The organism is Reella acinonychis, from assembly GCF_052828705.1.
In genome coordinates, this window is record NZ_CM128256.1 from 811,173 (window position 1) to 833,495 (window position 22,323).

Here is a 22,323-nt window from a genome sequence, read left to right on the forward strand (position 1 = left end):
ATGCAAAATAATTCAGAAAAAAAACGTTTATTAGTTATGGCTGGAGGCACTGGTGGACATGTGTTTCCAGCTATTGCTGTTGCACTGTATTTACAGCAACAGGGGTGGGAAATTTGTTGGCTTGGTACCGCAGACCGTATGGAAGCACAGCTTGTGCCCAAACATGGTATTCCGATTAAATTTATTCAAATTTCAGGGTTACGTGGCAAAGGAATAAAAGCCTTATTAAAAGCACCATTTGCCATTACCAAAGCAGTATTACAAGCAAGAGAAATTATTAAAGATTACAAACCACATGCGGTTTTAGGGATGGGGGGATATGTTTCAGGACCGGGTGGCATTGCGGCAAAACTTTGTGGCGTGCCAGTCATTCTACATGAGCAAAACGCAGTAGCTGGCTTAACGAATCGTTGGTTAGCCAAAATTGCAAAATCAGTGTTACAAGCTTTTCCAACTGCTTTTCAACAAGCAGAAGTCGTAGGGAATCCAGTGCGTGCTGAATTATTTACAATGCCAGAACCACAGCAACGTTTTGTACAATCAGAAGGTAGATTAAAATTATTAGTAGTAGGAGGAAGTCAGGGCGCACGCGTTTTAAATCAATGCATTCCTCAAGTGGTTGCTCGTTTAGCGGATAAATTAGAAGTTCGCCATCAAGTTGGTGCTAACGCGGTAGAAATGGTAGAATCACTTTACGATGAACAAAGCAAAAGTGCGGTTAAAATTACCGAATTTATTGACAATATGGCTGAGGCTTATGCTTGGGCTGATTTAGTTATTTGCCGTTCTGGTGCTTTAACAGTCTGTGAATTAGCTGCGGTGGGAACGCCTGCGATTTTTGTTCCGTTCCGACACAAAGACAGACAACAGTATTTGAACGCCAAATATTTGGCTGATGTAGGTGCGGCTAAGATTGTAGAACAGGCTGATTTAAATGCAGATATTTTGGTGGATTTAATTAATCAGTTAGATCGTGAGAAATTGTTACAGATGGCAGAGCGAGCGAAAGCTATGGCTACGCCTCATTCTGCACAACGCGTAGCAGAAGTGATTATGGCGAATGCGAACTAACGAGTAAATAAAGTGAGAAAATAAATGAAACAACGACAAGAAAAAATTAGACAGGCAGTGCCAAGTATGCGCCGCGTAAAACAAATTCATTTTGTGGGAATTGGCGGTGCAGGGATGGGCGGTATTGCTGAAGTGCTATTGAATGAAGGCTATACCGTAACAGGTTCTGATATTGCAGAAAGTGCGGTGACAAATCGTTTAATTTCTTTAGGTGCAAAGATTTATTTTTCTCATCAAGCGGAAAATGTGCTTAATGCGAGTGTTGTAGTAGTTTCAAGTGCCATTAAACAAGATAATGTGGAAGTGGTTGCGGCACATGAAAAGCGCATTCCTGTCATTCAACGCGCGCAAATGTTAGCAGAAATTATGCGTTTCCGTCATGGTATTGCTATTGCGGGAACACATGGCAAAACCACAACAACGGCAATGATCTCAATGATTTATACTCAAGCAGGATTAGATCCAACTTTCGTTAATGGTGGTTTAGTCAAATCCGCAGGCACTAATGCGTATTTAGGTGCAAGCCGTTATTTAATTGCAGAAGCAGATGAAAGTGATGCTTCTTTCCTACATTTACAGCCAATGGTTTCTGTGGTGACTAACATTGAGCCAGATCATATGGAAACTTACCATGGCGATTTTGAAGAAATGAAACGCACTTATGTGAATTTCTTACATAATTTACCATTTTATGGTTTAGCTGTTATGTGTGCGGATGATAATGTGCTAATGGATTTAGTGCCTCAAGTGGGACGCCAAGTGATTACTTATGGTTTTAGCGAAAAAGCAGATTATCGTATTGAAAATTATGAACAAACTGGTTTTCAGGGACATTATGATGTGGTTACGCCAACTGGCGAGCGCATTAACGTATTGCTCAATGTACCTGGAAAACACAATGCGTTAAATGCTACAGCTGCTTTAGCGGTAGCAAAAGAAGAAGGCATTGATAATGTAGCGATTTTAGCTGCTTTAGCGGATTTCCAAGGTGCAGGTCGTCGTTTCGATCAATTGGGTGAATTTATTCGTCCAAATGGAAAAGTGATGTTGGTGGATGATTATGGTCATCACCCAACAGAAGTGGGCGTGACTATTCAAGCGGCTCGCTCTGGTTGGACTGATAAACGCATTGTGATGATTTTCCAACCACATCGTTATTCGCGCACTCGAGATTTATTTGACGACTTTGTACAAGTGTTATCACAAGTCGATGCGCTGATTTTATTAGATGTGTATGCGGCTGGCGAGCAACCTATTGCTGGGGCGGATAGCCGTTCTTTAGCTCGTTCCATCCGCAATTTAGGCAAAGTTGATCCAATCTTTGTAGCTGATCATAATCAGCTAGCAGAAATTATGGATCAAGTTTTACAAGATGGCGATTTGATTTTGTCGCAAGGTGCTGGCAATGTGACCAAACTTTCTCGTCAATTAGCAGAACAATGGAGTAAAGCGTAATAGACCGCGCTTAGTGAATCGATAATTCAGGATTAATAAAAATGAAACAATTAAAACAACAAAAAATCGCAGTATTATTAGGCGGAACTTCTGCTGAACGAGATGTGTCATTAAATTCTGGTGCTGCGGTATTAGATGCTTTGCGTAACCAAGGTTACGATGCTCATCCAATTGATCCAAAAGAAGTGGAAGTAGCGACATTAAAACAACAAGGATTTGACCGCGCTTTTAATATTTTGCATGGACGTGGTGGTGAAGATGGTGTTGTGCAAGGAGTTTTAGAACAAATTGGTTTACCTTATACCGGCTGTGGTGTGATGACTTCGGCATTAACCATGGACAAAATGCGCACAAAAATGTTGTGGAAAGGTTTTGGTTTGCCTATTGCGGATATGGAAATTGTCACAAAAGACACCGCGCTTTCTTTAGATCCTGAAGCTGTGGTAGCGCGTTTAGGTTTACCTTTAATGGTGAAACCATCTCGCGAAGGTTCAAGTGTTGGCTTGACTAAAGTTAAGGCTGTAACCGAATTAAAACAGGCTGTCGATATTGCTTTGCAGCATGATGATACGGTGCTAATCGAAGAATGGTTGGCCGGTGACGAATTGACGGTGCCAGTTTTAGGTGGCGAAGTGTTGCCTGCGGTACAGATCGTACCTGAAGGCGAATTTTATGATTATAATGCTAAATATATTTCAGATAACACAAAATACATTTGCCCAATGCCTTTAAGTGAGGAACGTTGGCAAGAATTAAAAACCTTAGTGAAACGAGCTTATGATGTGGTTGGTTGTCGTGGTTGGAGCCGTATTGATGTGATGACAGACGCACAAGGTCGTTTTCGTTTAGTAGAAGTGAATACAACGCCGGGCATGACAAGTCATAGTTTATTTCCAAAATCAGCAGCAACAGTAGGATATTCATTTGAACAGCTTGTTGAACGAATTTTGGAGTTGAGTGTTTAATGGCTGTAATTAAGCATAAACCAAAACAAAGCAGTATTAAGTTACCGCATTTTGAATGGAAAAATATTATTCAAGTAAAACCATTGTTATTATTGTTTTCTTGCGTTATGGCTTATTATGTTTATGCAAACTGGAATAGTTGGTTAGAAAAACTGGATGATCGCCCAATTAGTTCTTTCGCTTTATTAGGTAAACCGCAATATACTACCCATGCGGATATTCGAGATCGTATTCTAAGTATGCTTGAGCTCAAAGGTTTCTTTGGACAAGATGTGAATAAAGTGCGCCAACAAATTGAAATGATGCCTTGGATTAAGGGGGCGGTTGTGCGCAAGATTTGGCCTGATAAAGTGAGCGTGATTGTTTCCGAATATATGCCTATTGCTTATTGGAATAAGGATCAGTTATTGTCTAGCGATGGCACAATTTTTCAATTACCTTTTGATAAATTGACCAAAACGGATATGCCGCGTTTGTTTGGACCTGATTATCAAAGTGCGGTTGTTTTAGAAGCTTGGCATAAAATTTACGCAGATCTGAAGGATAAAGCGTTAAATTTAAAAACATTATCCATTGACGAACGTGGCTCTTGGGAGGTCATGCTAGATAATGATATTATTCTCAAATTAGGAAAAGGCGAGTGGAAAAGTAAGATTGATCGTTTTGTGACTATCTTTCCACAAATTGAAGTACCTGAGAATAAAAAAATTAACTATGTTGATTTAAGATATAAAGTTGGCGCAGCGGTAAATTTTACTGATGCACGTTAAATAAGAATAGAATAGTGAAGTGATAAAATGGCAAAAATCGTAGATTCAAAAATGGTTGTAGGATTAGAAGTCGGCACCTCAAAAGTTGTGGCTATTGTAGGTGAAGTCTTGAGTGATGGTGTTATTAATGTGTTGGGCTATGGCAGTTGTCCATCGAAAGGCATTGATAAAGGTAATATCACTGATCTTAATGCTGTTGTGAAATCTATTCAGCGTGCGATTGAAAATGCGGAAGCTGTTGCTGATTGCCAAATTATTTCTGTTACTCTGTCTATTTCAGGCGAGCATATTCAGAGTTTAAACGAAAGTGGTTTTGTGCCAATTGTTGATAATGAAGTGACACAAGACGAAATCGATTCTGCTATGCATACAGCAAGTTCAGTAAAATTACCTGAAGGTTTATCCTTATTGCATGTGATTCCACAGGAATACTCAGTAGATAAGCAACAAAATATTAAAAATCCATTGGGTTTACAAGGTGTCCGTTTAACTGCGCAAGCACATTTAATTGGTTGTCATCAAGCTTGGTTAAATAATTTACAAAAAGCCGTTGAAATGTGCGGTTTGAAAGTGGATCAAATTGTCTTTTCAGGCTTAGCATCAACTTATTCTGTGCTTGATGAAGAAGATAAAGATCTTGGTGTTTGTATGATCGATTTCGGTGGTGGCTCCATGAATATCATGGTTTACACCAACGGTGCATTACGTTACAGCAAGGTTGTCCCTTATGGTGGTAATGATATTACAGATTATGTAGCGCAAAGTTTAACGACTTCTCGTGGTGAAGCGGAAAATATTAAAATTACCTATGGAAGTGCGGTCAAACCAAATGAAGATTTAGCGGAACAATTTGCTAAGAAGAGAGTCGAAGTAATGGGGTTAGGCGGAACTGCCTCTCGTACCTTTACAAAAGCACAAATTGTGGATGTAACATCAAGATGTTATAGCGATTTTTTACGTGTAGTGCAAAATGAATTAGTAAAATTACGCCATGAATTAATTGCAAAAGGCGTGAAAGCAGACCTTATTGCTGGTGTAGTACTTACGGGTGGTTCTTCAAATATGGATCAAATCGCTAAATGTGCGAGTGAAATTTTTGGCTCTCATGTTCGTATCGGCTACCCTAAAAATATTGCTGGGTTGACTGATTATGTTAATAAACCTCAATATGCAACAGTGCTTGGTTTATTACAGTATAGTTTTTATAACAATGAAGAAGATGCACCAATTTTTGGACCCTCTGTGAATGAAGACGGTATTTTAGGCAAAACTTGGGGTGGAATTAAGAAAATTTTGAATAAAGTGAAATCAGAATTTTGATAATTTCTGCTTTTTCATCTACAATAGGAAGAATTTTAGAATAATTTAAATGTTAGGGCGCCTAGCATTACGGAGAATACAAATGTTTGAACCTGTACAATATGATTTTGATGATGAAGTCGGTCGCACGCTGATCAAAGTTGTCGGTGTTGGCGGTGGTGGCGGTAATGCTGTAAACCACATGGTTGATAATATGCTCAACAACGGCGGTGTCCTTCTTGGTGAAGATACTATGATTAGTGATGAGCATGGGGAAATTATTTTCTATGCAGTCAATACTGACGCTCAAGCGTTACGTAAAAGTAAGGTTCAACAAACAGTTCAAATTGGTGCCAATACAACCCGAGGATTAGGGGCTGGTGCAAACCCTAATGTGGGGCGTCAAGCAGCTGAAGATGATCAGGACGCTATCCGTAATATGTTAGAAGGTGCTGATATGGTATTTATTGCTGCTGGTATGGGCGGTGGTACAGGTACAGGTGCTGCTCCTATCGTGGCGCAAGTAGCGAGAGAACTTGGTATTCTTACTGTTGCTGTAGTGACAAAACCTTTCTCTTTTGAAGGTAAAAAACGCATGGCGTTTGCTGAATTAGGTATTAAAGAATTATCTAAACATGTGGATTCGTTAATTATTATTCCTAACGAAAAATTATTAAAAGTATTAGGTAAAAATACAACATTAGTTCAAGCATTCTCTGCGGTAAATGATATCTTACGTAATGCGGTAAGTGGTATTTCAGATATGATTACCTCTCCAGGTTTAATTAACGTGGACTTTGCGGACGTACGTACCGTTATGTCTGAAATGGGACGTGCAATGATGGGGGCAGGTATTGCTCAAGGTTCACCAAGCGATGGTCGAGCAGAAAAAGCAGCGCAAGAAGCAGTTGCAAGTCCATTACTTGAAGATGTTGATCTCTCAGGTGCGAAAGGTGTGTTAGTAAATATTACTTCTGGCATGGATTTAGGTTTAGATGAATTCTATACAGTGGGTGATACCATTCGTGCTTTTGCATCTGAAGATGCGACTGTGGTTGTTGGTACGACTTTAGTACCAGAAATGGTAGATGAAATTCGAGTGACTATTGTTGCAACAGGAATTGGTGATGATGAACCTGTTAGTCAAATTCAACCACCTCCGCGTATTCCTCAAGACACTCCAAGTCAAGTGGAGAATAGAGTAGCTCAGGATGTGCCAGAAGTGTTGAAGAAGCCAACTAGCCTAGGCAACAATGATATTTTTAAACCTGCATTCTTACGTGGGAATAATAACTAATATAAACAACTTAAGTTTATAAAGTTGAGACAAATTATGATTAAACAAAGAACGTTAAAACAAAGTGTTAAAGTAACAGGCGTAGGCTTACATAGTGGGAATAAAGTAACCCTTAATTTACGTCCAGCTGCTGTTAATACAGGTATTGTTTATTGCCGTACAGATTTAAATCCTGCAGTAGTTTTCCCTGCGGATGCTAAAGCTGTGCGTGATACCATGCTTTGTACTTGTTTAATAAATGATGATGGCGTACGTATTTCTACTGTTGAACATTTAAATGCAGCTTTAGCAGGATTAGGTATTGATAATCTCATTATTGAAGTGGATGCGCCTGAAATTCCAATTATGGATGGTAGTGCAAGTCCATTTGTGTATCTTCTGTTAGATGCTGGCATTGAAGAACAAAATGCATCGAAAAAATTTATTCGTGTAAAACAGAAAATTCGCGTGGAAGATGGCGATAAATGGGCTGAAATTGCGCCTTATGATGGTTTCCGTTTAAATTTCACTATTGATTTTAATCATCCTGCCATTACTAAAAACTTAAGTTATTATAGTTTAGAGTTTTCCGCGCAGAATTTTGTGCACCAAATCAGCCGAGCAAGAACCTTTGCATTTATGAAGGATATTGAATATTTGCAATCCCAAGGTTTAGCATTAGGTGGTAGTTTGGATAATGCGATTGTATTGGATAATTATCGTGTATTAAATGAAGATGGCTTACGTTTTAACAATGAATTAGTGCGTCATAAAATGCTTGATTCTATTGGTGATTTATTTATGTGTGGCTATAACCTCATTGGTGAGTTTAGTGCATATAAATCTGGTCATGGTTTGAATAATAAACTATTGCGTGCCTTGTTAGAAAATCAATCATCTTGGGAATTTGTGACCTTTGAAGATAAGCAAACTGTTCCTCAAAGCTATATGGCAACACAACAAGTGTTAATTTAATTTGGTCTATAAAGAAAAAGCTATACTGCAAAGTATAGCTTTTTTTATCTAAATAAGAGGTTTATATGATTAATAATTTCTACTTTCACTTACCAACAAAAGTGTATTTTGGTCAAGGACAAATTGCTCAAATTGAACATGCCATACCGAAAAACTCTCGGGTTCTATTGACTTATGGTGGTGGTAGTATCAAATCAAATGGGGTATATCAACAAGTTATTGATGCATTACGCGAACATTATGTGGTTGAATTTGTAGGAATTGAAGCTAATCCTGAATATGAAACCTTAATGAAAGCTGTTGAAAAAGTGAAGAAAGAAAAGTTAGATTTCATTCTTGCTGTGGGTGGAGGATCTGTACTTGATGGCAGTAAGTTTATTGCTGCAGCGGTAAATTATCCAAATGATCCTTGGGAACTGATGGCTAAAAAAGCAGAAATTTACACCGCACTTCCTATCGGTTGTGTGATGACATTGCCTGCAACAGGATCAGAAATGAATGGGATTGCAGTAATCAGTCGTCGTGCTACGCAAGATAAAATCTCAATGGCCTCAGAATTCGTTAAACCTCAGTTTGCTATTTTGGATCCAACCACGACTTATTCTTTACCACCTCATCAAACAGCGAATGGCGTTGTTGATGCTTTTGTTCATACTTTAGAACAGTACCTTACTTATCCTGTTGATGGCAAAATCCAAGATTATTTTGCTGAAGGTGTATTATCAACACTTATCGCTGATGGTCCGAAATTGTTAGTTGATCCAACAAATTATAATGCACGAGCGAATGTGATGTGGGCAGCGACAATGGCATTAAATGATATTTTATCAGTGGGAATGCCAGAAGACTGGGCTTCTCATGCTATTGGCCATGAGTTAACAGCAATTCATGGCTTAGATCATGCACAAACCTTAGCTATAGTTGTCCCTGCATTATTAGAGCATCAAAAAACAGGAAAATGGGAAAAACTCGTGCAGTATGCCAAACGTGTATGGCATTATTCTGGTAATGAGGATGCACAGGCTGTGCAATTTGCTATTGATGCTACTCGTTGTTTCTTTGAGCAAATGGGCTTAAAAACGCGTCTTTCTCATTGTGGATTAGATAATAGCCAATTCCCGTTGATATTACAGAAATTTGCAGAACATAGACCTACTAAAATTGGCGAACGTAATGATATTGATGTGTCAGCGGTTGAGCGTATTTTACAAATGGCGCTGTAATCTTGTATTATAAAGACCGCACTTTTTATTTAGGATGATTTATGTCTTTGGATTTAACGGAAATTCGCCAACAAATAACGCAAATTGATCGCAGTTTATTAAAGCTATTGTCAGAGCGTCATCGTTTAGCTTTTGATGTGGCGAGAAGTAAAGAAATTACGAAGAAACCACTGCGTGATACGGAGCGTGAGTTACAGCTATTACAAGAACTGATTCAATTTTCACAGAATGAAAATTATCAACTTGAACCTCAGTATATTACACAAATATTTCAACGTATTATTGAGGATTCAGTATTAACGCAGCAAGTGTACTTGCAGAAAAAGTTGAATCAGCAACGTGAGAAAAGTATTCACATTGCTTTTTTAGGTAAAAGAGGTTCATATTCACATTTAGCTTCGCGTAATTATGCGATGCGTTATCAGGAGCAAATGGTTGAATTAAGTTGCAGCTCTTTTGAGCAAGTCTTTGAACGTGTTAAATCTGGAGAGGCTGATTTCGGTGTATTACCTTTAGAAAATACCACTTCTGGTTCTATTAATGAAGTGTACGATTTATTGCAACATACGGATTTATGTTTAGTTGGTGAGCTTGCTTATCCTATTAAACATTGCGTGTTGGTCAATGATCAGGATGATTTAGCGCAAATCGATACGTTATATAGCCATCCTCAAGTGATTCAACAATGTAGTCAATTTATCAAAGGGTTAAATCGAGTACACATTGAATATTGTGAGAGCAGTTCACACGCTATGCAGTTGGTTTCGGGCTTAAATAAACCAAATATTGCCGCATTAGGCAACGAAGATGGCGGTAATTTATATGGTTTACGTGTATTAAAAACAGATATTGCCAACCAACCTAATAATATTACACGTTTTATTGTAATTGCGCGTGAACCGCTTTCTGTATCACCTCAAATTGCAAGCAAAACGCTTTTATTGATGACAACCAGTCAGCAAGCCGGCGCATTAGTGGATGCTTTAACGGTGTTTAAACAACATCAAATTAAGATGACAAAATTAGAATCGCGCCCAATTTATGGTAAGCCTTGGGAAGAAATGTTCTATTTGGAAATTGAGGCGAATATACATCATCCTAATACGCAGCAGGCGTTGGAAATGCTTAAAAATCATAGTGAATTTTTGAAAGTGTTAGGCTGCTATCCAAGTGAGATTGTAAAACCTGTTGATGTATCTTAAGAAAAGTGCGGTCATTTTTGATTAAGTTTGAGTAAAAAAATAGGATGCGATGGCATCCTATTTTTTATGTTTAGACAATGACTTATGTTGAATACTGACATTTTTATTTTTGTCTTTGAAGTACTGCCCAATTTGTTCAGCAATATAAACAGAGCGATGTTTTCCACCTGTACAACCAATCGCAATGGTTAAATAACTGCGGTTGTTTTTTTCTAGCATAGGCAACCAGTTTTCAATAAAGGTACGTGTTTGATAGATAAAATTATGTACATCAGTATGGCGTGCTAAAAATTCAATTACAGGTTGGTCTAATCCTGTCATTGGACGAAGTGTTGGATCCCAATGTGGATTGGGCAAGAAACGAACATCAAAAACATAGTCTGCATCAAGAGGAATGCCATATTTAAAGCCGAAAGATTCCACAATAATTTTGAGTTCTTTATCATCTTTTCCACGTAAGAAATTGCGTAATTTCTCTGATAATTCATGAGTTGATAACTCGGTGGTGTCTAAAATAATATTCGCTTGTTGGAATAAGGGTTCCAGATAATCTCTTTCCGCATCAATGGCGGCTTCAAGGGATAAATCCTGGATAGATGAGAGTGGATGTGGGCGACGAGAATCACTATAACGACGGATCAAGGCGGCGCGCTCAGTATCGAGGAAAATGATTTTTATCTGATGTTCTACAGAAAGATGATTAACAATTTGTTCCAAAGAGGAAGAAGATGTTGGCAGATTACGGATATCAACACTAATTGCTGCCATTTTTTGACTTTGAGATAGAATATTCGCGAGTTCTGGTAATAATTCAATTGGCAAGTTATCAACACAATAATAGCCAATGTCTTCTAAGGTGCGTAATGCAACAGATTTACCTGAACCTGAACGACCACTAATAATGATTAATTCCATAGGATTAAATGCGTTTATTCTGTTAGAGAAATAGGGTTGTCTTCAATATGATTGTCAGCATATTCAAAAATTTGCCAAATTTCAACCGCACTTTGTGCAGCTCGGAGCTGTTTATCAAGTGCTTTATCTTTTAATTGCTCACTCAGTTCAATAAGCATCGGCGAATAAGTTTGACAAAGATTTTCAGGGATTAAAATCGCAAATATGAGATCGACTTCTCGGTTATCCGCCGCACCATAATCTATGGGATTAGCGAGTTGCAAGAAAACAGCAACAGGCTTATCCCCTTCGAGCAAACGTGCTCTTGGCATAGCTACGCCGTTACCAATAGCAGTACAGCCGAGTTTTTCTCTGCTAAATAAGCTCTCAAAACATTCAACTTCATCAAACTCAACACCAAGTTGTTGAGTTTGTTCCGCTAAAAGGCGACCTGCCATTTCGAGCGCCACTTTTTTACTTGAACAAATTACACCTTGACGAATGTATTCTGGGGTTAAAAGTGCGGTAAATTTTGCCATTGTTTTGTGATCTTTAATTACAACTTAAACTCTTCACCAAGATAAACACGTTTAACCTGATCGTTATTCATTACTTCATTCGGTGTGCCTGTCGCGATAATATGTCCTTCACTTACAATATAAGCACGTTCGCATACATCAAGGGTTTCACGTACATTGTGGTCGGTAATTAACACACCTAATCCACGATCACGTAAATCAGTAATGATTTTTTTGATATCAATAACGGAAATCGGGTCAACGCCTGCAAATGGCTCATCTAATAAAATAAATTTTGGATTAGCGGCTAATGCGCGAGCAATCTCAACGCGACGACGTTCTCCACCAGACAGCGATTGACCTAAACTGTTGCGAATATGGCCAATGTTAAATTCATCAATGAGTTCATCAGCTCTTGCGCGACGCTGTGCAGAATTGAGATCTTTGCGAATTTCCAATACTGCCATTAAATTATCATAGACACTTAAACGACGGAAAATAGAGGCTTCTTGTGGTAAATAACCAATGCCTTTTTGTGCTCGATTATGCATTGGCAATAGGCTAATATCTTCGTCATCAATTAAAATTCTGCCTTGGTCGTGTCGAACCAAACCAACTACCATATAAAATGAAGTGGTTTTACCCGCACCATTGGGACCTAATAAACCAACAATTTCATTCGAATGAACAGTAAAACTGACATCAGATACTACTTTTCTGCTTTTATAGCTTTTTGCTAAATTCTCAGCATATAAAATAGGCATGTTTTGTTACCTTATTATTTCTTTTTATTAAGTTGGTTAGGAATAAGTACGGTTTTTACGCGTGATTTTGTTGAACCATTTGCTTTCAATTGCTGTTTTTTTACATCGTAAGTAATGCGTTCGCCATTAATTTTACTGTCGAGCTGTTTCAGTTCAGCATTACCTGTCAAGGTTAAAAATTCAGCGCCTAAATCGTAATGTACTTTACTGGCTTTGCCATCAACTGGTTTGCCATCATCAAGTAATTGATGGAAAGTCACTGGGCTACCAAAAGCCTCAACAGTTTCTTTCTTATTTGAATTTTCAGGTGGGCGAGTAATCACCACTTTACTTGCTTTGATTAAAATCGAACCCTGTGTAATCACCACATTATCTGTAAATGTCACAACGCTGTTTTCCATATCCAGTGATTGATTATCAGAAACGATATTAATCGGTTGATTTGTATCACTTTTTAAAGCAAAAGTAGAAAAAGAGGTTAGCATAAGTGTGGTTAAAACTACCGCAGTTTTAGTTATTTGCTTTGTTGATTTCATAATAGGTTTTTACCTGTTCTTTTAATGTTGCAATCTGTTGTTGTAAGTTACCGGTTAATTTTAACCCTGTGGAAGTAAAATTTTGTCCATTAATTTTAACTTGTGTATCAGAACTAATATCCTGAGTAGTTAAATTAACAACGGCATTTTCTGTTTCAACACGTTGTAATTTAGATAATGGCAATAAACTTTGCAGTAATACATTTCCTTCTAAATACAACATATTATTTTTGGTTAATGTCGCTTTGTTCGCGCTGATTTTCCAGCTTTCTTTTTGCTGTGTTTTTGCGTTTTCTATATCAAAAAGATATACCAACGGCGACTCAAAGTTAGTATGACCATCGTTTTCGAAATATTCTACTTTGGGCGAATGGGCAACATATTGTTTGGCACCAGTCGGAGAATACACGATAGTTTTCATTTGCTTGCCAATATATTCAGGGCTTTCTTCTTTTTTAATTAAACCACTCAGACCTGTATCTGATTGATTTAACGAATAAAACCAACCTAATAATACCAACGCAATTACGGAGAGAATAACTGTCCAACGAATATTCATGTATTTGTTCAATGCTCTTTAAAGTTAAACGTGGAAATTATAACACAGCATTTGTTAAATGCTTATATTTATTGATTTGAATAATCTCGTTGGCCAAAAATAGCCGTACCAATACGCACCATTGTTGAACCACTACAAATAGCAGCATTGAGATCATCAGACATTCCCATTGAAAGTGTATCAATTTTCTGTGACGGGAGTACTTGTTGTAATTGGCAAAATAGCGCATACATTTTGTCAAAAACAGCTTTTTGTTGTTCCGTATTTTCCGTTGGTGCAGGAATTGCCATTAAGCCTCGCAAACACAAGTGCGGTAGATTTTCAATGTGTTTTGCTAATGCTAGCATTTCCTCAGGTTTAATCCCTGATTTACTTTGTTCATCACTGATATTAATTTGAATTAATACATTCAGTGGTGCTTTGTTTTGTGGGCGTTGCTCATTCAGACGGTCAGCAATTTTTTGACGATCAAGGGTTTGCATCCAATCGAAATTTTCGGCCACTAAACGACTTTTATTGGATTGTAATGGACCAATAAAATGCCATTCTAGTTGGATACCTTGTTGGTTGAAATAATCAATTTTTTCCACACCTTCTTGCACATAATTTTCGCCAAATGCGCATTGCCCCGCTTGGTATGCTTCAAAAATTGCTTCAACAGGTTTGGTTTTAGAAACGGCTAATAATTTGACCGCACTTTTATCACGTTCCGCTTGTGAACAAGCTTGTTCAATTTGTTGATGAATTTGGGTTAAATTGTTTTTTATTTGCATATTCGCTGGTTTGTCTTTATATTGGGAAATGTTCTACAAGTTAGAACACATTCTATCTTAATTACACTTTCGCGAGTAGGTAAATTTATGAAAAAAGCATTATTAGCATTCACTTTAGCTGCCGTTTCTGTTTCTGCTTTTGCGCATGAACATGGGCATTCTCATGCTGACAAACATAAAATGGAAGGATTAGAAGTGGCAGTTGAATTATTAGATCCTGTAAAAGGTAATACTGCTGTTGGTCATGTTTATATTACTGAATCTAAATATGGTTTAGTCTTTACACCTGAATTAACAGGGCTTACTGCAGGGTTACATGGTTTCCATATTCATGAAAATGCAAGCTGTGATGCAAAAGAAAAAGAGGGCAAATTAGTTGCTGGTTTGGCTGCTGGTGGGCATTGGAACCCAAATAAAGCGGAAGCGCATGGTTTTCCATGGTCTGATGATGCTCATTTAGGTGATTTGCCAGCATTATATGTTGATGCTGAAGGAAAAGCTGCAAATCCTGTATTGGCACCTCGTTTGAAATCCTTAGATGAAGTGAAAGGACATGCTTTAATGATTCATGCCGGTGGAGATAACCATTCAGATCATCCAGCCAAATTAGGTGGTGGCGGTGCAAGAATGGCTTGTGGCGTAATTAAATAATTGGAATTGATAAAGGATAAGCAAGAATTGAAAAATTCTTGCTTATTTTTTTATTTTCTATTTGACAATCCCATTAAATTTCGGTATTTCTAACAGTCATTCTCACGAAGGAAATATTTTATGAAAATGAACCGCACTTTCATTATTATGACCACCACCATTATGATGATTAATGGGGCGGGTTAGTGCGTAATCAAATTCGGTAAAACCCGCAACTTTCAAATAAAGTGCGGGTTTTTTTGTAGTCTTTTTTTTATTTTAAATATTCACAACATATATACATAAGGAAATTCTATGCGAGTACTCAAGTTTGGTGGCACATCATTAGCAAACCCAGAGCGATTTTTACAGGCTGCGGAGCTTATCGAAAAAGCCCATTTAGAAGAACAAGCCGCAGGCGTTCTTTCTGCTCCTGCAAAAATCACCAACCACTTAGTTGCATTATCTGAAAAAGCGACGCTTAACCAACCTACCGAATCCCATTTCACCGAAGCACTTGATATTTTCTATAATATTATCAATGGATTGCATGCTAAAAATAATCAGTTTGATTTAGAAAATACTAAAGCATTAATTGATGCGGAATTTGCACAAATTAAGCAATTAGTTGAGCAGATTCGTCAAGCAGGTAAAGTAGAAGATGCGGTTAAAGCAACGATTGATTGTCGTGGTGAGAAATTATCAATTGCAATGATGAAAGCTTGGTTTGAGGCTTGTGGTTATGATGTAACTGTTATCAATCCAGTAGAAAAATTATTAGCACATGGTTCTTATTTAGAAAGCAGCGTCGATATTGAAGAATCAACAAAACGTGTGGATGCTAAATCTATTCCAACCAAAAATGTGGTACTAATGGCAGGCTTTACAGCAGGTAATGAAAAAGGTGAGTTGGTGCTTTTAGGGCGTAATGGTTCAGATTATTCTGCAGCTTGCTTAGCAGCTTGTTTAAAAGCTAATGTGTGTGAAATTTGGACTGATGTGGATGGTGTTTTCACTTGTGATCCACGTTTAGTGCCAGATGCGCGTTTACTTTCTAGTCTTTCTTATCGTGAAGCAATGGAACTTTCTTATTTCGGTGCGAAAGTCATCCATCCTCGTACAATTGGTCCATTAGTTGAACCAAAAATTCCTTGTTTAATCAAAAATACGGGCAATCCATCTGCGCCAGGTTCTGTTATTGATGGTAACGAACGTGCAAGCGAAGGTTTAGAAGTTAAAGGGATTACTAACTTAGATAATGTGGCGATGTTCAACGTATCAGGTCCAGGTATGCAAGGCATGGTTGGTATGGCTGCTCGTGTTTTCTCAACTATGTCAAAAGCGGGTGTGTCCGTTATTTTAATCACCCAATCATCTTCTGAATATAGTATTAGTTTCTGTGTACCAACTAAAGCAGTCGATAAAGCAAAATCTGCGTTAGAAGTTGAATTTGCCCATGAACTTGCAGCGAAAGATCTTGATCCTATTGAGGTAGCAGGCGATTTATCAATCATCTCTGTTGTTGGGGATGGCATGAAACAATCAAAAGGGATCGCGGCTAGCTTCTTCTCTGCATTAGCAAATGCGAATATCAGTATTGTGGCAATTGCTCAGGGGTCATCAGAACGTTCAATTTCAGCTGTTGTACCTTTAAATAAAGCAATTGAAGCAGTAAAAGCAACACACCAAGCATTATTTAATAACAAAAAAGTCGTTGATATGTTTCTTGTCGGTGTCGGCGGTGTAGGTGGCGAATTAATTGAGCAAATTAAACGCCAACGCGACTATTTGGCAAAGAAGGACATTGAAATCCGCGTTTGTGCATTAGCGAATTCCAACAAAATGTTATTAAATGAAAATGGTCTCAATTTAGAGAATTGGCAAGAGGATTTAGATAATGCAATGCAGCCATCAGATTTTGATGTGTTATTGTCATTTATTAAATTACACCATGTGGTGAATCCTGTTTTTGTTGACTGTACTTCCTCGGAAAGCGTGCCTGCCTTATATGCAAGAGCATTAAAAGAAGGTTTCCATGTTGTGACACCAAATAAGAAAGCGAATACACGTGAAATGGATTATTACAATGTATTGCGCGAGAATGCACGTAAGAACCAACGTAAATTCCTTTATGATACTAATGTAGGCGCAGGCTTACCAGTGATTGAAAATTTACAAAATTTACTTGCAGCAGGCGATGATGTGGTGAAATTCAATGGTATTTTATCGGGTTCGTTATCATTTATTTTTGGTAAGTTAGAAGAAGGTTATACTTTATCAGAAGCCACCGCACTTGCACGTGAAAAAGGCTTCACTGAGCCAGATCCTCGTGATGATCTGTCTGGTACGGATGTTGCGCGTAAATTATTAATCCTTGCACGTGAAACAGGATTGGATTTGGAACTTGAAAATATTGAAGTTGATAGCGTTTTACCAAAAGGTTTCAGTGAAGGTAAAAATGCGGATGAATTTATGGCAATATTGCCATCATTAGACGCAGAATTTAGCGCACGTGTAGAAAAAGCAAAATCCGAAGGTAAAGTGTTACGCTATGTTGGACAAATTGAGGGCGATAAATGCTCCGTTTCCATTTTTGAAGTGGATGCAGATGATCCATTGTATAAAGTGAAAAATGGTGAAAATGCTTTAGCCTTCTATACGCGTTATTATCAACCGATTCCGTTATTACTTCGTGGCTATGGCGCAGGTAACGCAGTAACTGCGGCAGGTATTTTTGCTGATATTCTGAGAACGCTAAAAGCTTAAGGATAAATTATGTTAAGAATTTATGCACCAGCATCAAGTGCAAATATTAGCGTAGGTTTTGATACATTGGGGGCGGCAATATCCCCCATTGATGGATCTTTATTAGGCGATGTCGTTCAAATTGAAGAAATTGAACAGGGTTTTGAGCTAGAAAGTGCGGGTTATTTTGTGCGTAAATTACCCAAAGAACCGCAAAAGAATATCGTTTATCAAGCCTATGTTCTTTTTAGTGAACGAGTAAAATTGCGTGGCGTTACGGTTAAACCGCTACGTTTAACCTTAGAAAAAAATATGCCAATAGGTTCAGGGCTTGGCTCAAGCGCTTGTTCTATTGTAGCTGCATTGGTGGCTCTCAATCGTTTTCATAATGATCCTTTCTCTAAAATGGAATTATTGGAAATGATGGGGGAATTAGAAGGTCGTATTTCTGGCTCCATTCATTATGATAATGTTGCGCCTTGCTATTTAGGCGGCGTGCAATTAATGGTAGAGAGTTTGGGAAATATCAGTCAAACATTACCATTCTTTGATCATTGGTACTGGGTGCTTGCTTATCCGGGGATTGAAGTCTCCACTGCCGAAGCACGCGCGATTTTGCCAAAAAGCTATACTAGACAAGATATGATTTCTCATGGGCGTCATTTAGGCAGCTTTGTTCATGCTTGTCACACAGGGCAAGATGTACTTGCTGCGTTGATGATGAAAGATGTGATTGCGGAACCTTATCGAGCCACTTTATTGCCAAATTTTGCTGAAGTCAAACAAGCGACGCGCGATTTAGGTGCTTTAGCTAGCGGTATTTCTGGTTCAGGACCAACCATGTTTAGCATTGCGGCAGATTTACAAACCGCAACCAAAATTGCCAACTATTTGGAAGCACATTATTTACAAAATAACGAAGGTTTTGTGCATATTTGTCGAGTGGATAATGCAGGGGCAAGGGAGATTGCGTAAAATGTTCAAAAAATTGACCGCACTTTTTTGAATATAAACACTAGAACGGATTATGTAAGGCGATTTCAATCTGTGGAATGATAGAAATGAATTTGCCTATTGCGATACATTAAAATAATTTAAGGAACAATAATGAATTTATATAACATCAAGCACCCAGAGGAAAAAGTGAATTTTAGCCAAGCGGTGCGTCAAGGATTAGGTAAGGATCAAGGATTATTTTTCCCTGAAAATATACCGCACTTTGATGATATTAATGCGCTATTAGATTTGCCATTAGTGGAACGTAGCCAAAAAATTCTTTCTGCTTTCATTGGCGATGAAATTCCAGCGGATAAATTAAATGCAATGGTTAAAAATGCATTCACTTTTCCAGCGCCAGTTGCCAAAGTGGAAGAGCATATTTATGCCTTAGAATTATTTCATGGACCAACGTTAGCGTTTAAAGATTTTGGTGGACGCTTTATGGCACAAGCGCTAGCAACCGTTCGTGGTGATGGCAAAATCACGATTTTAACCGCGACTTCAGGTGATACAGGGGCTGCGGTAGCGCATGCGTTTTACGGTTTAGATAATATTGAAGTGGTGATTTTATATCCAAAAGGAAAAATCAGCCCATTACAAGAAAAATTATTCTGTACCCTTGGTGGCAATATTCGTACCGTTGCCATCAATGGTGATTTTGATGATTGCCAAGCTTTAGTGAAACAAGCATTTGATGATGTGGAATTGCGTCAAACTATTGGTTTGAACTCTGCGAACTCCATCAATATTAGCCGTTTATTAGCGCAAATTTGCTATTATTTTGAAGCAGTTGCCCAGTTACCAAAACAAGAACGTGAAAATGTAGTGGTTTCTGTACCAAGTGGCAATTTTGGTAATCTCACAGCGGGTTTAATTGCGAAAAGTTTAGGTTTACCAATTAAACGTTTCATTGCATCAACTAATGCAAATGATACTGTTCCACGCTATTTGTCAACAGGTGAATGGGCACCGAATGCTACAGTTGCGACACTTTCAAACGCAATGGATGTGAGTCGTCCAAATAACTGGCCTCGTGTGGAAGAATTATTTAAACGCAATGGGTGGCAACTTAAGGAATTGGGCGCGGCTGCATTGAGTGATGCTGAAACCGAGCAAACCTTAAAAGCGCAATATGCGACAGGTTATTTATGTGAGCCTCATGGTGCCATTGCTTATCAAGCGTTGAAAGATCAGCTACAAGCAGATGAAACGGGTATTTTCTTATGTACTGCGCATCCAGCGAAATTCAAAGAAAGTGTAGAGCGAATTTTAAATATTGAGCTACCTTTACCAGAAGCATTGGATAAGCACAATAAATTGCCATTGCTTTCCGATGAAATGGAAAATGATTTTGCTTCCTTGCGAGCTTACTTATTGAAATAATTTGGGATGAATGAAAAGTGCGGTCAAAAAAAGGAAAATTTTGACCGCACTTTATTTTTGTCGCTATACTAACCCACATAATTTGTAATAAAGGAATGTAATATGATCACCGTTTATGGCATTAAAAATTGCGATACTGTAAAGAAAGCATTGAAATGGTTGGCTGATAATAATATTGAACATCAACTACATGATTTTCGTGTAAATGGATTAGATGAAGCTTGGCTGTTGCAAGCGGAAAGCCAATTTGGTTGGGAAAGTTTAGTCAACAAACGCAGCACCACTTGGCGTAATTTGTCTGAGGAAATTAAAAATAACCTTAATCGTGAAAGCGCGCTAAAAGTGTTAACTGAGCAACCGACCTTGATTAAACGCCCTATTATTTTACAAGATGGTAAAGCATTAATGGGTTTTGATGTGAAGCAATATGAAGCGGCTTTTGCTTAAAAGTGCGGTGCAAAATGAAACAGAATATTCTTGACTTAGCTCAAGCATTAATTCAGAGAAAATCGATTAGCCCAAATGATCAAGATTGTCAGCAACTTATTGGGGAAAAATTGGAAGCTATTGGTTTTCAGCTAGAATGGTTGCCTTTTGGTGACACTCTTAATTTATGGGCAACGCATGGTCAAGGCGAACCTTGCATTGCTTTTGCCGGGCATACAGATGTGGTGCCAGTTGGTGATGAAAGTGCATGGCAACATCCGCCATTTGCAGCTGAGATTGTGGACGATATGCTTTATGGACGAGGGGCAGCTGATATGAAAGGTGCGCTTGCAGCAATGGTCGTGGCAGCAGAAACCTTTGTTAAAAATTATCCAGATCATAAAGGCAAAATCGCATTACTGATTACTTCTGACGAAGAGGCGGCTGCGAAAGATGGAACGGTCAAAGTGGTGGAAACCTTAATGGCTCGTCAGGAAAAAGTGGATTATTGTGTGGTTGGTGAGCCATCAAGTGCGAAGCAATTTGGCGATACCATAAAAAATGGTCGTCGAGGCTCAATCACTGCAAATCTTTACATTCAAGGCATTCAAGGGCATGTTGCTTATCCGCATTTAGCCGAAAATCCAGTGCATAAATCCCTTGCCTTTTTACAAGAACTAACCACTTATCAATGGGATAAAGGCAACGATTTTTTCCCACCAACTAGCTTACAAATTGCGAATATTCAAGCAGGAACAGGCAGTAATAATGTGATCCCTGGTGAACTTTATGTACAGTTCAATTTACGTTATTGCACCGAAGTGACGGATGAAATCATTAAAACAAAAGTCACTGAAATGTTGCAAAAATACGGATTAAAATACCGAATTGAGTGGAATTTGTCGGGAAAACCTTTTTTAACAGAGAAAGGACTGTTGGTGGAAACAGCAATACAGGCAGTCAAAAAAGTCGCTGAAATTACACCGCAGTTAGATACAGGTGGCGGCACTTCAGATGCACGTTTTATCGCACAAATGGGAACAGAAGTGATTGAATTTGGACCGCTAAATCATACTATTCACAAAGTGAATGAGTGTGTAAACATAGATGATTTAGAAAAGTGCGGTGAGATTTATTATCAAATTTTAGAACAGTTACTCAATGAATAATCAGTTAATTCTCACAGGTAAAAGTCGTGAACATTTGTTGGCGTTACCAAACGAGCTTTCGCCTAACTATTTTTTGCAAGCAGAAGTGGTATCTGCTTTTGTAGCTATGCAGCAGGCAGCAAAACAAGCGGGATTTAATTTGCAACCCGCCAGCACTTATCGCGATTTTGCACGCCAACAACTGATTTGGAATAGCAAATTTTGTGGCGAACGGAAAGTGCATGATGATAAAGGAATAGCGATTGATTTGAGCTGTTTAGATGATTGGCAAAGATGCCAAGCCATTTTACGCTGGTCGGCAATGCCAGGTGCTAGTCGTCATCATTGGGGAACGGAAATTGATATTTTTGATCCTGATTTGCTTCCCGATGGCCAACAATTGCAACTTGAGCCTTGGGAATATCAAACAGGTGGCTATTTTCAACGTTTAACTAATTGGTTATTAGTTAATGCAGAACAATTTGGTTTTTATTTTCCTTTTTTAGAACAAGAAGATAAAGAAATTGGCTTAGAGCCTTGGCATTTAAGCTATTTTCCTATTGCGGAGCCATTGCAACAGCAATTTAGCCCAGAAATTTTGATGAGCGCTTGGGAAAATGAACAGGTTGCGGCGAAAGCGATTTTGATTGAACGCATTGAGGAAATATTCGCGCGTTTTTGTTTATAAGAACAGTAAAAGGCATCTTAGGAT

The 22,323-nt window shown here is 38.3% G+C and carries 22 protein-coding genes; 16 read left to right on the plus strand and 6 right to left on the minus strand.

Annotated elements, in window-relative coordinates:
- The 9 genes from murG (at window position 1) to ACUXZ4_RS03990 (ending at window position 10,236) form a co-directional block, all read left to right on the plus strand.
- The gene (murG, locus tag ACUXZ4_RS03950) at window positions 1-1,071 is read left to right on the plus strand and encodes an undecaprenyldiphospho-muramoylpentapeptide beta-N-acetylglucosaminyltransferase (RefSeq protein ID WP_464973742.1); all 1,071 of its coding nucleotides are present in this window, start codon (window positions 1-3) and stop codon (window positions 1,069-1,071) included.
- A gap of 24 nt (window positions 1,072-1,095) precedes the next feature.
- Window positions 1,096-2,526 (plus strand): UDP-N-acetylmuramate--L-alanine ligase, encoded by a 1,431-nt coding sequence (gene murC / locus ACUXZ4_RS03955; RefSeq protein ID WP_464973743.1) that lies wholly within the window; start codon window positions 1,096-1,098, stop codon window positions 2,524-2,526.
- 41 nt (window positions 2,527-2,567) lie between these two features.
- Window positions 2,568-3,491: a D-alanine--D-alanine ligase gene (locus tag ACUXZ4_RS03960; RefSeq protein WP_464973744.1), complete on the plus strand. Its 924-nt coding sequence runs from the start codon at window positions 2,568-2,570 to the stop codon at window positions 3,489-3,491.
- Window positions 3,491-4,261, plus strand: a complete 771-nt coding sequence (locus tag ACUXZ4_RS03965; RefSeq protein WP_464973745.1) for a cell division protein FtsQ/DivIB — start codon at window positions 3,491-3,493, stop codon at window positions 4,259-4,261. The genes ACUXZ4_RS03960 and ACUXZ4_RS03965 overlap by 1 nt, the downstream gene beginning before the upstream one ends.
- Window positions 4,262-4,288: 27 nt before the next feature.
- The gene (gene ftsA / locus ACUXZ4_RS03970) at window positions 4,289-5,581 is read left to right on the plus strand and encodes a cell division protein FtsA (RefSeq protein ID WP_464973746.1); all 1,293 of its coding nucleotides are present in this window, start codon (window positions 4,289-4,291) and stop codon (window positions 5,579-5,581) included.
- Between the two features lie 82 nt (window positions 5,582-5,663).
- On the plus strand, window positions 5,664-6,857 hold the full coding sequence (gene ftsZ, locus ACUXZ4_RS03975) for a cell division protein FtsZ (RefSeq protein ID WP_464973747.1): 1,194 nt from the start codon (window positions 5,664-5,666) through the stop codon (window positions 6,855-6,857).
- 36 nt (window positions 6,858-6,893) lie between these two features.
- A complete protein-coding gene (lpxC, locus tag ACUXZ4_RS03980) occupies window positions 6,894-7,811 on the plus strand; it encodes a UDP-3-O-acyl-N-acetylglucosamine deacetylase (protein ID WP_464973748.1) in 918 nt (305 codons plus the stop codon).
- 68 nt (window positions 7,812-7,879) lie between these two features.
- Entirely contained in the window at window positions 7,880-9,034 is a 1,155-nt protein-coding gene (locus tag ACUXZ4_RS03985; protein ID WP_464973988.1) for an iron-containing alcohol dehydrogenase, read from the plus strand.
- Window positions 9,035-9,075: 41 nt separating this feature from the next.
- Complete coding sequence (locus ACUXZ4_RS03990) at window positions 9,076-10,236, plus strand: chorismate mutase (RefSeq protein ID WP_464973749.1); 1,161 nt, start codon at window positions 9,076-9,078, stop codon at window positions 10,234-10,236.
- A gap of 57 nt (window positions 10,237-10,293) precedes the next feature.
- On the opposite strand, the gene rapZ is transcribed toward ACUXZ4_RS03990, so the two are convergent.
- From rapZ to ACUXZ4_RS04020, 6 genes are all read right to left on the minus strand, one after another.
- The gene (gene rapZ, locus ACUXZ4_RS03995; protein ID WP_464973750.1) at window positions 10,294-11,151 is read right to left on the minus strand and encodes an RNase adapter RapZ; all 858 of its coding nucleotides are present in this window, start codon (window positions 11,149-11,151) and stop codon (window positions 10,294-10,296) included.
- A 14-nt stretch (window positions 11,152-11,165) separates the two neighbouring features.
- A complete protein-coding gene (locus ACUXZ4_RS04000) occupies window positions 11,166-11,669 on the minus strand; it encodes a PTS sugar transporter subunit IIA (protein ID WP_464973751.1) in 504 nt (167 codons plus the stop codon).
- Window positions 11,670-11,686: 17 nt separating this feature from the next.
- The gene (gene lptB / locus ACUXZ4_RS04005; protein WP_464973752.1) at window positions 11,687-12,412 is read right to left on the minus strand and encodes an LPS export ABC transporter ATP-binding protein; all 726 of its coding nucleotides are present in this window, start codon (window positions 12,410-12,412) and stop codon (window positions 11,687-11,689) included.
- Between the two features lie 14 nt (window positions 12,413-12,426).
- On the minus strand, window positions 12,427-12,948 hold the full coding sequence (gene lptA, locus ACUXZ4_RS04010) for a lipopolysaccharide transport periplasmic protein LptA (protein WP_464973753.1): 522 nt from the start codon (window positions 12,946-12,948) through the stop codon (window positions 12,427-12,429).
- Window positions 12,923-13,507 (minus strand): LPS export ABC transporter periplasmic protein LptC, encoded by a 585-nt coding sequence (gene lptC / locus ACUXZ4_RS04015; protein WP_464973754.1) that lies wholly within the window; start codon window positions 13,505-13,507, stop codon window positions 12,923-12,925. Before lptC ends, lptA begins: the two co-directional genes overlap by 26 nt.
- Window positions 13,508-13,575: 68 nt before the next feature.
- Window positions 13,576-14,280 carry a YggS family pyridoxal phosphate-dependent enzyme gene (locus ACUXZ4_RS04020; protein ID WP_464973755.1) on the minus strand — a complete coding sequence of 235 codons (705 nt, stop codon included), beginning with the start codon at window positions 14,278-14,280 and terminating at the stop codon, window positions 13,576-13,578.
- A gap of 87 nt (window positions 14,281-14,367) precedes the next feature.
- On the opposite strand from ACUXZ4_RS04020, the gene sodC reads away from it, so the two are divergent.
- From sodC to ACUXZ4_RS04055, 7 genes are all read left to right on the plus strand, one after another.
- A complete protein-coding gene (gene sodC / locus ACUXZ4_RS04025; protein ID WP_464973756.1) occupies window positions 14,368-14,931 on the plus strand; it encodes a superoxide dismutase [Cu-Zn] SodC in 564 nt (187 codons plus the stop codon).
- Between the two features lie 294 nt (window positions 14,932-15,225).
- Complete coding sequence (thrA, locus tag ACUXZ4_RS04030) at window positions 15,226-17,676, plus strand: bifunctional aspartate kinase/homoserine dehydrogenase I (RefSeq protein ID WP_464973757.1); 2,451 nt, start codon at window positions 15,226-15,228, stop codon at window positions 17,674-17,676.
- A 9-nt stretch (window positions 17,677-17,685) separates the two neighbouring features.
- Window positions 17,686-18,630 (plus strand): homoserine kinase, encoded by a 945-nt coding sequence (thrB, locus tag ACUXZ4_RS04035; RefSeq protein ID WP_464973758.1) that lies wholly within the window; start codon window positions 17,686-17,688, stop codon window positions 18,628-18,630.
- A 132-nt stretch (window positions 18,631-18,762) separates the two neighbouring features.
- Complete coding sequence (gene thrC, locus ACUXZ4_RS04040) at window positions 18,763-20,037, plus strand: threonine synthase (RefSeq protein ID WP_464973759.1); 1,275 nt, start codon at window positions 18,763-18,765, stop codon at window positions 20,035-20,037.
- A gap of 102 nt (window positions 20,038-20,139) precedes the next feature.
- Window positions 20,140-20,484 (plus strand): ArsC family reductase, encoded by a 345-nt coding sequence (locus tag ACUXZ4_RS04045; RefSeq protein WP_464973760.1) that lies wholly within the window; start codon window positions 20,140-20,142, stop codon window positions 20,482-20,484.
- A 14-nt stretch (window positions 20,485-20,498) separates the two neighbouring features.
- The gene (gene dapE / locus ACUXZ4_RS04050; RefSeq protein ID WP_464973761.1) at window positions 20,499-21,632 is read left to right on the plus strand and encodes a succinyl-diaminopimelate desuccinylase; all 1,134 of its coding nucleotides are present in this window, start codon (window positions 20,499-20,501) and stop codon (window positions 21,630-21,632) included.
- Window positions 21,625-22,299, plus strand: coding sequence for a M15 family metallopeptidase (locus ACUXZ4_RS04055; protein ID WP_464973762.1), 675 nt, complete (start codon window positions 21,625-21,627; stop codon window positions 22,297-22,299). Before dapE ends, ACUXZ4_RS04055 begins: the two co-directional genes overlap by 8 nt.
- Window positions 22,300-22,323 lie beyond the last annotated feature (24 nt).